At 37.4% G+C, this 16,335-nt stretch carries 16 protein-coding genes; all 16 read left to right on the plus strand.

The genetic code is table 11. The features are described 5' to 3' along the window. Window positions 1-58 precede the first annotated feature (58 nt). Complete coding sequence (pseB, locus tag WN948_RS05255; protein ID WP_342305952.1) at window positions 59-1,042, plus strand: UDP-N-acetylglucosamine 4,6-dehydratase (inverting); 984 nt, start codon at window positions 59-61, stop codon at window positions 1,040-1,042. A 75-nt stretch (window positions 1,043-1,117) separates the two neighbouring features. Next, complete coding sequence (locus WN948_RS05260) at window positions 1,118-1,450, plus strand: WxcM-like domain-containing protein (RefSeq protein ID WP_342305953.1); 333 nt, start codon at window positions 1,118-1,120, stop codon at window positions 1,448-1,450. Next, window positions 1,447-2,586: a UDP-4-amino-4,6-dideoxy-N-acetyl-beta-L-altrosamine transaminase gene (gene pseC / locus WN948_RS05265; protein WP_342305954.1), complete on the plus strand. Its 1,140-nt coding sequence runs from the start codon at window positions 1,447-1,449 to the stop codon at window positions 2,584-2,586. Before WN948_RS05260 ends, pseC begins: the two co-directional genes overlap by 4 nt. A 10-nt stretch (window positions 2,587-2,596) precedes the next feature. Further along, window positions 2,597-3,331 (plus strand): glycosyltransferase family protein, encoded by a 735-nt coding sequence (locus WN948_RS05270; protein WP_342305955.1) that lies wholly within the window; start codon window positions 2,597-2,599, stop codon window positions 3,329-3,331. A gap of 49 nt (window positions 3,332-3,380) precedes the next feature. Next, the gene (locus WN948_RS05275; protein ID WP_342305956.1) at window positions 3,381-3,917 is read left to right on the plus strand and encodes a GNAT family N-acetyltransferase; all 537 of its coding nucleotides are present in this window, start codon (window positions 3,381-3,383) and stop codon (window positions 3,915-3,917) included. A 10-nt stretch (window positions 3,918-3,927) separates the two neighbouring features. Beyond that, entirely contained in the window at window positions 3,928-4,863 is a 936-nt protein-coding gene (locus WN948_RS05280; protein WP_342305957.1) for an NAD(P)-dependent oxidoreductase, read from the plus strand. A gap of 2 nt (window positions 4,864-4,865) precedes the next feature. Then, window positions 4,866-5,840, plus strand: a complete 975-nt coding sequence (locus WN948_RS05285) for an ATP-grasp domain-containing protein (protein WP_342305958.1) — start codon at window positions 4,866-4,868, stop codon at window positions 5,838-5,840. Next, window positions 5,818-6,450 (plus strand): HAD family hydrolase, encoded by a 633-nt coding sequence (locus WN948_RS05290; RefSeq protein ID WP_342305959.1) that lies wholly within the window; start codon window positions 5,818-5,820, stop codon window positions 6,448-6,450. Before WN948_RS05285 ends, WN948_RS05290 begins: the two co-directional genes overlap by 23 nt. A gap of 50 nt (window positions 6,451-6,500) precedes the next feature. Beyond that, window positions 6,501-7,547, plus strand: a complete 1,047-nt coding sequence (gene pseI / locus WN948_RS05295; protein WP_342305960.1) for a pseudaminic acid synthase — start codon at window positions 6,501-6,503, stop codon at window positions 7,545-7,547. Between the two features lie 125 nt (window positions 7,548-7,672). After that, complete coding sequence (locus WN948_RS05300) at window positions 7,673-8,578, plus strand: class I SAM-dependent methyltransferase (protein ID WP_342305961.1); 906 nt, start codon at window positions 7,673-7,675, stop codon at window positions 8,576-8,578. A gap of 52 nt (window positions 8,579-8,630) precedes the next feature. Continuing rightward, window positions 8,631-10,100 carry a hypothetical protein gene (locus WN948_RS05305; protein WP_342305962.1) on the plus strand — a complete coding sequence of 490 codons (1,470 nt, stop codon included), beginning with the start codon at window positions 8,631-8,633 and terminating at the stop codon, window positions 10,098-10,100. Window positions 10,101-10,223: 123 nt separating this feature from the next. Then, window positions 10,224-11,321 carry a glycosyltransferase gene (locus WN948_RS05310; protein ID WP_342305963.1) on the plus strand — a complete coding sequence of 366 codons (1,098 nt, stop codon included), beginning with the start codon at window positions 10,224-10,226 and terminating at the stop codon, window positions 11,319-11,321. Between the two features lie 69 nt (window positions 11,322-11,390). After that, the gene (locus WN948_RS05315) at window positions 11,391-13,850 is read left to right on the plus strand and encodes an oligosaccharyl transferase, archaeosortase A system-associated (RefSeq protein WP_342305964.1); all 2,460 of its coding nucleotides are present in this window, start codon (window positions 11,391-11,393) and stop codon (window positions 13,848-13,850) included. A gap of 88 nt (window positions 13,851-13,938) precedes the next feature. Continuing rightward, window positions 13,939-14,430, plus strand: a complete 492-nt coding sequence (locus WN948_RS05320) for a 3-isopropylmalate dehydratase (protein ID WP_342306398.1) — start codon at window positions 13,939-13,941, stop codon at window positions 14,428-14,430. Between the two features lie 12 nt (window positions 14,431-14,442). After that, window positions 14,443-15,303 carry a hypothetical protein gene (locus WN948_RS05325; RefSeq protein ID WP_342305965.1) on the plus strand — a complete coding sequence of 287 codons (861 nt, stop codon included), beginning with the start codon at window positions 14,443-14,445 and terminating at the stop codon, window positions 15,301-15,303. Further along, a complete protein-coding gene (locus WN948_RS05330) occupies window positions 15,300-16,298 on the plus strand; it encodes an isocitrate/isopropylmalate family dehydrogenase (protein WP_342305966.1) in 999 nt (332 codons plus the stop codon). The genes WN948_RS05325 and WN948_RS05330 overlap by 4 nt, the downstream gene beginning before the upstream one ends. The last annotated feature ends 37 nt before the right edge of the window (window positions 16,299-16,335 follow it).

A 16,335-nucleotide genomic window follows, 5' to 3' on the forward strand; every position in this document is an offset into this window, starting at 1 on the left:
TATATAATAAAATGTTCATAATAAGTAAATATATCCATAATCTTGAGTTGATAGACATATGCAGAATAAAATTGATGAATCTTTATTTGATGGAAAAAATATCCTTCTCACAGGTGGAACAGGTTCTTTTGGTAAAAAATTTACCGAAATAATTCTACGTGAATTTAACCCAAATAGCTTGAGAATATATTCCAGAGGAGAATTTAATCAATATCAAATGAAACAAGAATTTAGTGATAAACGTCTCAGGTTCCTGATTGGCGACGTTCGGGACAGGGAAAGGCTATATCGTGCAATGAATGGGATAGACATCGTTGTCCATGCAGCAGCACTAAAACAAGTTCCTGCCTGCGAATACAACCCAATAGAAGCAGTGAAGACCAATATTGACGGCTCTGTCAATGTAATTGATGCGGCCATTGATAATTCCGTTGAAAATGTAATGGCTATTAGCACAGACAAAGCCGTTCATCCTGTGAATCTTTACGGAGCGACAAAAATGGTTGCTGAAAAAATGTTCGTTCAGGGTAACACCTATACCGGAAAAGGGAAAACAAAGTTTAGCTGTGTAAGATATGGAAATGTAATTGGTAGCCGTGGAAGCGTAATACCATTGTTCAATGAACAGAAAAAAGAAGGTGTTCTGACAATTACCGATGACAGAATGACACGTTTCTGGCTAACTCTTGATCAGGGTGTTAATTTTGTACTAAATTCGATACAAAGAATGCGAGGGGGAGAAATTTTTATCCCAAAAATAGCCAGTATGAAAATAACAGATCTGGCAGGTGCAATTGCTCCTGAAGCAAAAAAGAAATTCACCGGTATCAGACCAGGGGAAAAACTGCACGAAATTATGATTACTGAGGATGAATCAAGACATGCAAAAGAGTTTGATGATTACTTTGTAATTGAACCTGAGTATCCATTCTGGAAAAAGGAAACTACTTCTTCAGGTAGGAAGCTCCCCGATAACTACAGATACTCCAGTGAGAACAATGACAAATGGCTCACAACTGATGAACTAAAGCAAATGTTATAATATCTTATGTTATATGACAAACTGCCACGGATAAAACATGAAAGGGAGGATGGATGACTCTCAGAGATTGTATCAATGAACTACGAAGACGAGCCATTCAACTGCGTGCATACCTATGTGGTATCTATCAAACCCATGAAGACCAGAGCCAATCATTATCATAAAAACAAGGAAGAATGGATAGCATTGGCTACAGGAAAGATCAAGTTGTGTTTAAAGGATGTGGATTCCGATGAATATGAAGAAATTATTTTGGATTCGGAATCAAGTAACTATGAAGTAATCTACATCCCACAATATGTGGCTCATGCGGTTAAAAACATTTCAACTTGTGAAGCAAGCATAATAGTGTTCAGTAAAAATCCCGAGGAAAAAGAGGATACAATTCCATATGAGGTTGGATTATGATTCCTTATGGACACCAAACTATAGATGACGAAGATATAGAAGAAGTAGTAAAGGTTTTGAAAAGTGATTGGTTAACGACAGGTCCAAAGGTATCAGAATTTGAGAGGGCTATTTGTGACTATATTGGATGCAACTATGCCATAGCTGTAAACAGCGGTACCAGTGCACTTGACATCGCAGTAGCATCACTTGATCTACCTGAAGGTTCAGAGGTTATTACCACTCCATTCACATTTGCTGCCACCAGCAATGCACTTCTTTACAATGGCCTTAAACCTATTTTTGCAGATATAGACAGAGAGACACGTAACATCGATCTAAAGGACATTGGACGGAAGATCACATCAAGAACAAAGGCAATAATCTATGTAGATTACGCTGGACATCCCTGTGACATAGAAGAGATACAAAACATTGCAAATGAAAATGACCTTTATTTGATCGAAGACGCCTGTCACTCTTTTGGGGCGAGTTATCATGGTAAAAAAGTAGGCAATTTTGCAGATATCACAGTCTTCAGTTTTCATCCGGTCAAACCTATAACTACAGGAGAAGGAGGAGCGGTAGTAACCAATGATCCGGAACTGGCACAAAAAGCAAGAATGCTTCATAGCCATGGAATAGATAAGGATGCAATATCCCGCTACGGACCAAATGCTGGATGGGCATACGATATGAAAATGCTTGGCCGGAATTATCGTATGACAGATATTCAAGCAGCTCTGGGAATATCCCAGCTAAAAAAGATCGACCGTTTTATAGAAAAAAGGAACGATATAGCCTCATATTATGAGGAATTACTTCAAGATACAAATTTATTAAGCCTTCCCACTGTAAAAGAAGGAATAAAACACGGATGGCACATTTATACTGTCTTACTTGATGCAACAGTAAACAGAGATGAACTTTTTAAATATCTGCGGACAGAAAAAAACATTGGGACAAATGTTCATTACATACCTGTTTACAGACATACTTACTACCAAGATACATTTGGTTTTCAACAAAAAGACTATCCTGTAACTGAAGATATTTTTAAGAGAATAATTACATTACCATTATACCCTGGCATGGAAAAGAAAGATGTAGAATACGTTGCATCTTCAATATCGGATTTTCTCAAAGATAAAAAGTAAGGTGTTCAATATGAAAATTGTGGCAATCGTTCAAGCAAGGATGGGATCCACCCGCCTTCCCGGAAAAGTTATGAGAACTATCCTGGATAAACCTATAATACTGTGGGACATCGATAGAATATCTAACTCCTCATTAATAGATGAGATTGTCATCGCTATACCATATGATCATGGAAACGACATTATTGAAAGCGCGATAAAACAATATAATGAAAAAATCATCGTTTTCAGAGGAAATGAGAATGATGTTCTGGACAGATACTATAAAGCTGCTGTACAGACTAAAGCCGATATAATAATTAGAATCACATCCGATTGCCCATTAATCGACCCCACCATAATAGATAAGGTTATTGAAGAATTTCAGAATAACAAATGTGATTACTGTTCTAACACTTTAAAACTTACATATCCAAGAGGAATGGATACAGAAATTTTTACTTTCAATGTTCTTGAAAAAGCATGGAACGAAGCAAAGGAAGATTATGAAAGAGAACATGTAACGCCATATATAAGAGAACAACCCAATATTTTTAAGCAATGTAATGTATCTAATGAAGAGGATTTGAGTCATTTACGACTTACACTGGACACTGCAGAAGATTTTGACTTGATCAAAAAAATCTACCAACACCTGTACCCTGCAAAAAAAATGTTTTTACTAAAAGATATAAAAGAATTATTAGATAAACAACCGGATTTAATAAATATAAATAAACATATTATGCAAAAAACAGTACATTGATAGTAAAAATATAAGGTTTTTTGTAAAACATAATTAAGGAGATTTGGTCTTGAGAGCTAAAATATTAGAGGCAGATGGTTTATACTTATCAAACATAGAATTTGAGGATCTGGAAAATATTAAAAAATGGCGCAATGAGCAAATGCCCATACTCCGTCAATGGAAACCTCTTACAGACAAGAACCAAGATGAATACTGGAAAATCATTGCCAATAGCAATGATTCAATTCTTTTTTCAATAATTGATGATAATGAAAAAATGTGTGGTTACTGTGGTCTTACCAATATCGACTACATATCATCCAGAGGAGAATTGTCTTTTTTATTAGACACTGATCTTGACCGCGACAATGACGTACACGATAAAACACTGATCATAGTCCTCAAAATGCTCTCAAAATATGGATTCAACCAGCTCAATTTGAATAAAATATATACCGAGACCTACATTTACAGAGAAGACCACGTCAGTACATTGGAAAACTTTGGACTGAAGAAAGATGGTATCCTCAGAAAACATGTTTTCAAGAATGGTGAGTACCATGACAGCGTTATACATTCGATATTAAGGTCTGAATATTTATAAGGTGAATATCATGCTTTTCAAGAACAAAAGAGTATTAGTGACCGGTGGAGCAGGAGTAATTGGAAAAGAACTTATTGACATGCTTAGAAAGCAGGAAGCCATAATAAGATGTGTGGATTTCCAAGAAAAGCCTTCTGAACTGAGTGATATAGAATATTTCCAGATGGATCTTTCAAAACCTGATAACCAGTTCCTTTTTCGCTTTGAACCGGAATACGTTTTTCATTTAGCTGCTGATTTTGAAAGAACTGAAGAAAGAAAGGATTTTTGGGAATCAAATTATAAGAATAATATCCTTGCATCCCATAATCTGATTGACCAAATCATCAAATGTCCCTCCCTTAAGAAAGTGATCTTTGCATCCAGTTATCTGATCTACGACGAAAAGCAGTATAACAACATCGAAGAACAAAACCTTTTGAATGAAAGTTCTACCATAAACCCCAGGAACACGGTTGGTGTGGCAAAGCTCCAGACCGAGGCAGATCTGGAATTCCTTAGTAGGAATAATGAATATCCCTTCGATTGCGTATCTGCAAGGATATTCAGAGTATATGGAAAGGGATCACGTGATGTAATTTCCAGATGGGTCCGGGCCATACTTCAGAAAGAAGATATTACATTGTTTAATGAAAACAACCGTTTTGACTACATATTTGCAAGGGATGTGGCTGCAGGACTGTTAAAATTAGGTGAGAATGATACTGCAAAAGGTATCTACAATCTTGGAACGGGGGTATCCTCAAGAGTAAAAGACGTTGTTATAGTTCTGAAAAATAACCTAGGGAATTTCGATATCAAGACAATAGAATCCAGAGAAGAATTATTTGAATCCAGTTGTGCGGACATCAGTAAACTGAGAAATGAACTTTCCTGGTCCCCAGAATATGATCTCGAATCTGGTATAAAAGAAATAATCACTCATGAAAAGAAAAGGAATCACTGAAGATGACTGAAACTACAGTCTTGATAACCAGTGTTTCTACAAAAGTACTGCTTGTAAAAGAGTTCAAAAAAGCACTTGCTGAAGAGGAAGACGAAGGCAAAGTTATCGGAATAGATATTGACCCACTTTCTGCAGCACTTTATTTCTGTGATGAATATGCCATCTGCCCCAGACTTGATAGTCCGGACTATCTGAATTACATAGAGAAACTATGTATCGAAAAAAAAGTACGACTTATTGTTGCGACAAGAGATGAAGATGTCCTTTACCTGTCAAAACATAAAAAACACATTGAGAACAGAACTATGGCAAAGGTCATGGTCCCCGATATTGAGATTGCAAAAATATGTTCTGATAAATTCGATTTCTTCAGATTTCTGCAGGAACATGACCTGCCAGCAATAATATCATGGACAGAAATATGCGATAATATCACATATCCATGTGCACTTAAGTCGAGATCAGGTGCAGGTGCCAGGAAATTCTATATCGCCAAAGACAAAGAAGATTTGAGCAAACTCATTGGCAATATAGAAGACCCTATTATACAGGAATATGTAGAAGGAACAGAGTACAGTATCGATTATTTTTCAGATTTTGACGGGAACTATATCAGTCTGGTCCCCAGAGTAAGAATAAAAGTGGTTTCAGGGGAATCAAAAATAGGAATCACAGTGAATGATCAGGAAATAAACGACCTGTGCATTTCACTTGCCACTAAAATGAAATTGACAGGACATAATGTAATTCAATGCTTTAGAACAGCATTAGGAGACGTAAAATTCATCGAAGTAAATCCGCGTTTTGGTGGAGCCTCTAATTTAAGTTTCGCTGCTGGAAGGAGCACTCCCCTGTATCTTATCAAACTATTGAATAAAAACGAGATTGATGTGAAACCTTTCAAAGAAGGTCTCAAGATGCTGCGTTATAGTGAAGACATATTTATTGATGCGCATGACAAAAGTAATAATCTTTGATTTAGACAACACGCTGTACAATGAGAAAGAATACGTCATCAGCGGGTTTAAAGCCGTTGCCCTTTTCTTAGCCAGAGAAAAGTCTCTAGACTATTGCACAGTTTACTCTTCACTGCTAGAATCATTCACAATCAATGGAAGAGGGAACAACTTCGAATACCTATGTAATAAACTGGACATTGGCAATCACATCATCAGCAGGCTAGTGAAGGTCTATAGAGAGCACTGCCCTGAAATAACCCTGAGGGAAGATATTGAAATGTTCCTCTGGGAACTGTCCAAAGAATATAAACTCTGCCTGCTCACCAACGGATGGTTGATACCCCAGAAAATGAAAGTAGAATCTTTGAGACTTGACAGATATTTTGATACGATTTTTTATTCACAGCAGGACGGATTGGACTTCGCAAAACCCCATCCTAAATACTTCATGCAGATTCTGCAATTCTACAAGATAGAAACTTCTGAAGCCCTGATGATAGGAGATGACCCAGTCACAGATATACAGGGAGCAAAGAATCTGAACATGCCTCATTTACAGGTAAGCAATGAGCTGGATAACAACGAAAAACAGCAAATCATGCAGTTTTTGAATAACAATGTACAATGATGAAAACAGAAAATATCAATTTACAAATAATCAATATCAATGAGGGAAACATGGAAATCAGAATTGGTGACAGATACATTGGTGAAAAACATCCGGTATTCATAATCGCGGAGATTTCAGCAAATCATCTTCAGAATTTTGACCTTGCGGTCAATACAATAATAGCTATCAAAGAATCTGGTGCAGATGCTGTAAAGCTCCAGACATATACACCTGATACCATCACGATTGACTGTGATAATAAGTTATTTCAGATCGAGCATGGAACTCTGTGGGATGGAAAGACACTTTATAATCTCTACAAAGAAGCATACACTCCATGGGAATGGCAACCGGAGCTGAAAAGAATAGCAGAAAAGCTTGGACTTATCTGTTTCTCTTCTCCTTTTGATACAACTGCAGTTGATCTTCTTGAAGAGATGGAAGTTCCTGCCTACAAGATTGCATCATTTGAGATAACAGATATTCCTCTCATAGAATATGTTGCATCAAAAGGAAAAACGGTAATCATATCCACTGGAATTGCAACACTTTCCGACATTGAGGAAGCTATTACTGCATGTAAACGAATGGGAAATGAGCAGATAGCACTTTTGAAATGCACATCAGCATATCCTGCACCTCTTGAAGAACTTAATTTGAACACGATACCAAATCTGAAAGAAACATTCAAAACAGTAGTAGGACTCTCTGACCATACTCCAGGGACAACCGTACCAATAGCAGCTGTAGCCCTTGGAGCGAGAATAATTGAAAAACACTTTATTCTGGATAGAAACATGGGCGGACCGGATGCCGCTTTCTCACTTGAATCCCAAGAATTCAAAGCAATGGTTGAATCTGTAAGAGAAACTGAAAAAGCACTTGGTGAAATCAGCTATGAATTGACTGAAAAGGCAAAAAAGAGCAGAGATTTTTCAAGATCTCTTTTTGTTGTGCAAGATATAAAAGCCGGGGAAAATTTCACAAAAGATAATGTAAGGTCTATACGACCTGGTTTTGGATTACACACCAGATATTTAAATGAAGTTCTGTGCCGAAAAGCAAGAAATGATCTTAAAAAGGGAACGCCTTTAAGTTGGGATATCATACAATAACCATGTAATTAATTAGATAGGAGAGAATGCTGAAAATCAAAATTGGCTCAAACAATTAACCACAATAAATTATAAAATTATATTTTTCAATAATTACTATCAAATTAACTTGATGAGGGAAAACTGTGCATAAAGGAAAAATTGTAGTAAAAGATGGAAAAACTGAAGTAATTGACTGTGAACTTTGCGGATTTAAACATTTACAACCAATACCATCTAGAGAAGAAATTAAAAAATACTACGAAAAACAATATTATCAGAATACAAAACCAAATCTTCTAGATTATGAAAAAGAAATTAGGGAAACACAATGGTCAAACTTGTGGTATAAGGATAAACTGGACATAGTAAACAAGTATGTCAATGAGCATAGTGAAACTAAGAGACTATTAGATGTTGGTTGTGGAAATGGACTCTTACTTAAGTTTATGAATGATAATGGATGGGAAGCAACCGGAATAGAACCTTCATGTACAGCAAGTGAAAGAGCTAATTATTTAACCATCAATGTAAACAATACAACGCTTGAAGATTTTGTTGAAGACAAGTGGCATGGATATTTTGATTTTATTAATTTGAAATGGGTTCTGGAACATGTACCAAACCCAACCGAAATAATAAATATTTGTAAAGATTTGCTTAAAGAAGGAGGAATGATTTGTATAGAAGTTCCAAATGATTTCAATACACTTCAGCTAGAAACACAAAGATCAAAACTGTGCAAATCCCATTATTGGTTGACAATACCTGATCACATTAACTACTTTGAGTTTTCCAGCTTAACTCAGTTATTAAAAAAATGCGGATTTGACATTTATTTGCAGACTGCGGATTTTCCAATGGAATTCTTTCTGCTCATGGAAGATAACTATGTCGACAATAAGGAACTCGGAAGTAAATGTCATGAAAGAAGAATGAATTTTGAAGTAAACATGAATGATGAAGTTCGAAGAAAAATATACAATTCAATGGCAAAATTAGGCATTGGAAGGACTTGCATAATATATGCGACATTGAATCCAGATAAATAATAATGTATAATGATTATGTAATTTATATTTGTCATCACATTTTAAGGTTACTATGAAAATACTTATCTACATGCCGTTTGCCGATTGGGTACCCCATCTTGCAACCGATCTTGAAATAGCCATCAAGCACATTGAAGCAGGGGATGAGGTACACATTATACAGTGTTCTGGAGATTTACCGGCTTGTGAACCAAACCCAAACCATCTTAAACTCACATGTTTTCTGTGCAAATCACGAAGAGATAAAGGGTTAGGTATTATAAAGCTCCCGGAAGAAAACCGACATGAGCTTGCTCTGGGTAGTTTTACAGAAAATATTGATATACCTGATTTTTCATCCATGGAAGAACTAAAGAGCTTTGAAGTTGATGGATTCGATGTTGGAATGGCAGTTGCTTCTTCACTTATCAGTATGGTGCGCGAACCTAGTCCTAATGTAATACAATACAAGCCATTTGTAAAAAAGAACCTGTTAATGGCAATAGCCGTTTATAGAGCAACCAAACACCACCTTAAGCAAATAAATCCTGATGTATTCTACCTATTCAATGGAAGATATGCACCACTAAGACCTGCATTAAGAGCCGCACAGGATATGAAAATAAAAACGTATGTCCATGAGAGAGCAGGTGTTCTGAAAAAGTATTCACTAACTGAAGATACATATCCGCATGATATTGAATACCAGAAGAAACAAATAGAGAAATATTGGGATAGAAATTCAGATAATACAAAAAAGAATGAAATTGCAATCAAATGGTTTGGAGACCGCAGAGGTGGAAAAGATCAAAGTTGGTATTCATTTACTAAATCTCAGGTAAAAGGAAATTTGCCAGAAGGTTTTGACCCCTCAAAAAGAAATATTGCAATTTACATTTCTTCCCAGGATGAATTTGAAGCCATAACTGGATGGAAAAACCAATTATATAGAAACCAGACAGAAGCACTAAAAGAACTTATTAATTTCAAAATCGATGATAATATAATGTTCTATTTGAGAATACATCCTAATTTGAAAGGTTTGAAGAATACACAAACAAGAGAATTAACGGAATTAAGAGCTAAAAACCTGCATGTCATTCCTGCAGATTCTAAAATAGATTCATATGAATTAATGGACGCATGTGAAAAGATAATAACATTTGGGTCAACTGTTGGAATAGAAAGTGTATTCTGGGGCAAACCATCCATACTTATCGGTAGAGCAGTCTATGAGGACATAAAAGTATGCTATATACCATCTAACCATGAAGAACTTATTAATCTCATTAATCAAAAATTAGAGTCAATGGATAAAACAGGCGCAATCAAATTTGCATACTGGCAAGTATCTAACGGGCACGAATATACATATTACAAACCAGAGTCAGTAAGGCATGGTATGTTCATGGGACAATATCTGAAAAATCCGCAAATTGAAAGACTTAAATCAAAACTTCTAGCAAAAAGTTGGATTTCAAAAATAATATTTAATGCAGCATACCTTATAAGAAAAATTAAGTGGAAGCTGCATCTTTCCTGATAAAACGATTGCAACTATTATGAAATATAAATTAATTCAAAAAAAAACTAATTGTTGAATAAATATAAATGGTTATAGCCAATGTTACTACATATGATTGATCTGGTGTTAAGCTGGCAACTTTTGATACTGTTTGAAGTAGCTCTTTTTTCTTCATATACTTTTATAATGTATATCTATTCCAAAAAGGAAGAGGAACTCCCTATAGATGACAGGCTTCCAACGATAACATTGGTAATACCAATGTACAATGAAGAAAAAGTAATCAAGCAAAAAATTGAAAATACAGCTCTGCTCAATTATCCAGAGGAAAGACTGGAAGTTATATTATTAGACGATTACTCAACAGACGATTCTGATGTGGTTTCAACGAATACCATCAATGAAAACTCCCTGAAAGCCAGAGTTGTTAAAAATGATGGTGGAAAAGGAAAGGCTAGGGGATTGAACTGGATATTTTCAAGAATCAACAATGATATTACAGTAATAACCGATGCAGATGCATTATTAAAAGAGGATGCTCTGTTGCAAGTAGCAAAGAATTTTGCTGACCCTAAAATAGGGGGAGCTACAGGAAAAATAGTAATACTTTCTGATAAAGCCAGATTATCAAAATCACAGGAGGATTCTTATCGCTTTTATTTTGATGTCTGGAGACAGGGAGAAAGTAATATCTCATCTGTTTCTGTATGCAACGGTCCGTTAATGGCTTTCAGGACTGAACTGTTACATAAAATAAAGATAGATCAAAACGTCTATGCAGATGATTCTGATATGCTTTACAAAATCATTCGACTGGGATACAGAGTGGTGTATGATAAGAAAACAGTGGTATACGAACGTGTTCCACTAACTGTTAAGGGGCGCACCATCCAGAAAATGAAAAGGATTAACGGTTTAAGAAGGGTTTATCTGAATAATCTCAGCTTTCTAGGAAAAGGAAGTTTTGGCAAAATAATATACCCCTATGCATTACTTACACATATTGTTTCTCCACTGATTGTTTTACTATTAACCCTTCTGTATCCATTTATAATTCTTAAAGAACCTTTGTATTTGGTACTTCTTATATTATTGATTATTCCAAAAATCGGAGGATTAATGCTATCTTTTGTTACAACTCAATTGATTATGAATTTTTCATTCCTGGTACCAACAGGTGGTTCTTGGGAAGCAGTAGAAGATGCAAGATATGACCTGAATTTAACAAACGATAAATAAAAAGCAGTTCATTGAAAATAATTAGTTTTATTGTGCTAAAGAATTAAAGTAATTTGAGAGAAAAAGCAAATGACCACCGAAAGCAAACCACCAAAAATAATTGGAGACAAGTTGATACATCTGGGAGTAATAATACTTTCATTGCTTGTCTCTATCTACATTAGAACAATACCCAAAGCAGGCGTGTTTATCTCAGACACATTTGTACGTTTTGGAGGGAATGACCCTTGGTACCATTTAAGGAATGTCGAGTCAATAGTACAGAATTATCCAAACATGCTGTGGTTTGACGCTTATACTCAATATCCCAATGGTGGAAACCAGGTATTTGCTCCACTATTTGACTATTTTCTCTCAACCGTAATATGGATAATCGGACTTGGCACTCCCAGTCAGGACTTGATTAATACATTGTGCGCTTATAATCCTGTCATTTTGGGTGCACTTGTCATTATCCCCACATACTTTTTCACAAAGAATATTTTTGGCAGTAGAGCAGCGCTATTAGCAGCATTTTTCATAGCAATAGCACCAGGACAGTTCCTATCAAGGTCTATAATTGGATTCAACGATCACCACATTGCTGAAACGTTACTAACAACTATTATAGCAATGTTCATGGTAATAATGCTGAAAAAAGCAAGTGAACACGAAATAACGTTTGAAATGATCAAAAATAAGGATCTTTCTACCTTTAAAGTAGTACTGCCTTATATGTTGTTGACAGGGGTGGCACTTGGGGCATACTCACTTACATGGATTGGTGCTATATTCTTTAGCTTCGTGATCGGTGTCTATATAACCATACAATTTTGCATAGATCACATGCACAAAAGATCCAATGATTATCTGGCAATCTCAGGAATGATAATCTTTGCTGTTGCACTTATAATGGTTTTAGCAACACCATATATAGGAAGTACAAAACCACTTGCAATTAAAGGTCTGGTTGCCGGAATAATTGCATTCCCTGTCCTGAGTCTGATGTCAACGATGATGAACAAAAAAGCAATAAAAAAATCATATTATCCTCTTGCAATTTCCATCTTTTTTGTAGTGGGAGTGGGAGTTGCTAAATTGGTATCTGAGTCTGCTTACGCCCTCATAACAAGTGTATTCAGTTTTTTCATGCGCACTGGTGGCGGACTTACCATTGCGGAAGCCTCCCCTCTTTTATCCATTGGAGGCCAATTCTCCTTCCAGCCAATCTGGTACAACTTCGGAGCAATGGGGTACATTTCATTTATTGCACTGGCAATACTCACCTACAAAGCATTTACCCAGAAAAACACACCTGAAAACACGTTTCTTATTGTATGGACACTCATGATTATCTGGGCCATGCTCCAGCAGAACCGCTTCGCATACTACTATTCAGTCAATGCAGCAATACTCTGTGCATGGGTAAACATCAAAATTCTGAAACTTGCTGGATGGAAAAATCTGATGGATAGCATTAAATCAAAATCATTCAGCGCTAAAAACATAAAAGCTATGCACATACTTTCAGCTGCATTTATAATACTTGTTCTTGTATACCCAAGCTACAGCCTGGCAATGCAGCAGACACAGGGAACCAGTGGCCCCAATGGTTACTGGATTGAGGCAACCACATGGCTCAGATACAACACTCCTGATCCTGGACTTGATTACTATGAAAGCTACGAAATTCCTGCTGATGGTGAAAGTTACAAATACCCCGATGCAGCATACGGTGTAATGTCCTGGTGGGATTACGGACACTGGATAGAAGTCATAGGACATCGCATACCAAATGCTAATCCTTTCCAAAAGGGAATTGGCGGACGCACAAATAGTATCGATGAAGAGAACCTCCCAGGAGCCTCTACTTTCTTCACAGCTCCTTCTGAGGAAACTGCAACAGAAGTGCTTGAGGCCATACACCCTGATCCTGAGAAAGCAGGTGCACGTTACATTGTTTCAGATGTTGAAATGGCTACAGGAAAATTCTATGCTATGACTGCCTGGACACTGGACACTGACAACTACTACATACCAGTGCAAACTGATGTTGGCTACCAGAATGTGCCTGGTCCAAGGTATTACGATTCAATGGAAGCAAGACTTCATATATTCGATGCTAGTGGACTAAAACAGTATCGTATGGTATATGAATCACCTATTGGAAGCACACAGGAGCCAGGATATAAGAACGTCTACAATGTGCTCTATGGCGGGACATTGACCGAAGAAAACACAGGATATGTGAAGATATTCGAGTACGTTGAAGGTGCAACAATCACAGGAACAGCACCTGTTAATGAAACAGTAACAATCAGCAACAATATACTCACAAACCAGATGAGGACGTTTACTTACACGCAGTCAACCACATCTGATGGCACATATTCTTTCACCGTACCTTATTCAACAACAGGCCCGATAGAAGGTGAAACACAATTTGATACTATGCCTGCAGGCCCTTATACAATAAGCTATGGAACTGTCACAGAACAAGTCAGCGTCAGTGAAACAGATGTCCTGAATGGGAACACGATAGAAGTGTGAGAACTTCTTTCCCATTCCATCTTTACTTTTTTTAATTATTTCCCGACACTTACAAATAACATCAGGCAGAAGCTAGCTCTAAGGTGATATATTGGACAATATAATCAAGGGAAAAGCATGGACATTCGGCAGTGATATCGATACCGATGTCATAATTCCCGGAAAATACCTGCGCACAACAGACATGCAGGTCTTTGCAGATCATGCTATGGAAGGAATAGACCCCGAGTTCTCAAAAAAGGTTGAAAAAGGAGACGTAATTGTTGCAGATGACAATTTTGGCTGTGGCTCGTCCAGAGAACAGGCAGCATTAGCCCTGAAATATGCAGGTGTTGCATGTGTAGTGGCAAGGTCTTTTGGGAGAATATTCTTCAGGAACGCCATCAATGTAGGACTGCCACTCATGGAAGCAGATGTACAGTGCAGTGAAGGAGATGAAGTTGAAATTGATCTGCTTCAGGGAACTGTTAAAGTAAATGGCAAAGTATTTCATGGAAACAAACTTCCGGACTTCCTTCTTGAAATGCTGACAAATGGCGGGCTTGTAGCCCAGCGTAAAGAAACGAAGAACTCACAGTAACATATGATGAATATGATATTTCCCGATGAATACAAACGTGTAGGCCACAGCAGGGAACTACATGACGGTGAAGATAAACGTATATACTTCCTTACGAAGTACATGATAGTCGAACACTGTAATGGTGAGAGAAACTACACTCTTTATGAAGTAAATCATCATGGAGACGATCTGCTAAGAGATGTTGAATCCCTAAAAGTACTGGCTTCAGGTGAAGAGATAAACCACTATGATAAAGAACTGAATATCAAAGACAGGACACTCCTCATAGAAACTGCATCAAACATCTGCAAGGGAAATATCAATACAGTAATATTCACAGGTATCGACAAACATCTGACCTTTGTACATAAGCCTGATCTTTCCGCAATTCTGGATATTGAAATAGTGGATGTAGTACCACCTGAACCTTCCTGGCTTTCAAGTGTTGTACGAAGACTGGAAAAAAGCGGGATATTCGGAGACCTTATGATCAGGTTCTCAGAGAACCTTACAGACCTTCGAAGATTTGAGGGTGAAAATACTGTATTCCCATGTTCGTCTTCCGGCCTGAAAGGGAAATGTCTTGATTGTGACACGATTGAGGAAGATGGTGCATTGTTGGTTGGGTGTGAGATCTCAAAAACCCTTTTTGAATCAAGATTCCCGGAGCGCGAGTATTCATTTGTGAATATATGCCCTTTCAAATCCGATGTGTTCAAACCATCAAAACATTTCATAACGAGATGTTGCCGCTCAGAGAAATCAGGAATCGTCACTATTAATGGCATACGTGGAGCAATGGTCCACTGGGGATCATCGGAATTCGATGTTGCTAAAGCAATATGGGATCTTGTTGAAGATATAAGAGGAAATAAAGAGGAACTAGCATGAAACTGGCAGTTGTCGAAGGTGATGGAGTCGGGAAAGAAGTAATTCCAGCAGCAATCGAGGTACTTGACGCACTATGCCTTGATGTTGAAAAAGTACCTGTGGAACTTGGTTATGGAAAATGGGAGAAGACAGGCTCTGCAATAACCGATGAAGATATAGTGACACTGAAAGAGTGTGATTGTGTATTCTTCGGTGCTGTGACAACGCCACCAGACCCTAATTATAAAAGTGTACTCCTCACAATCCGAAAAGAACTGGACATGTATGCAAATGTCCGTCCAATTCGCCCTCTACCCTCAGTGAAAGGTATTCATGACCGCAATGATTTTAATTTTATCATTGTAAGGGAAAATACAGAAGGACTGTATTCGGGCATCGAGGAAATAGGGGACGATGCATCCTTCACTAAGAGAGTGATTACGAGAAAAGGATCAAAGAGAATTACTGATTACGCATGCAAACTTGCCAAGAGCAGGATGAACAAACTGACAATAGTCCATAAATCCAACGTCATGAAGTCTGACAACCTATTTCTTGATGTTTCCCGTCAGGCTGCAATAGACGCAGGAGTAGTTCACCGGGATGAACTTGTGGATTCTTTTGCCTATAACCTCATTACATCTCCCTGGAATTATGATGTCATAGTTACAACCAACCTCTTTGGAGACATCCTGAGCGATATGTCAGGTGCCCTGATTGGAGGACTCGGCCTTCTGCCCAGTGCTAACATCGGAGAAAAATATGCCTTCTTTGAACCAGTACATGGCAGTGCCCCTGATATCGCTGGCAAGAACATTGCAAACCCTATTGCTGCCATACTCAGCCTGAAAATGCTCCTTGAATGGCATGGCAACCTCGCAGAGGCAGCCATTGTTGAGGAAGCTGTCGATGCCGCACTCAATATGGGCGTTTGTACGCCAGACCTTGGTGGCAAATACACTACTTCGGAAGTTGGCGATATTATTGCACAATACATAAAAACAAGAATAGAATAAAAACCATGACGGCTTTTTATTCTTTTGTATCTTTTTA

Source organism: Methanolobus sp. ZRKC5, from assembly GCF_038446525.1.
GTDB lineage: Archaea > Halobacteriota > Methanosarcinia > Methanosarcinales > Methanosarcinaceae > Methanolobus.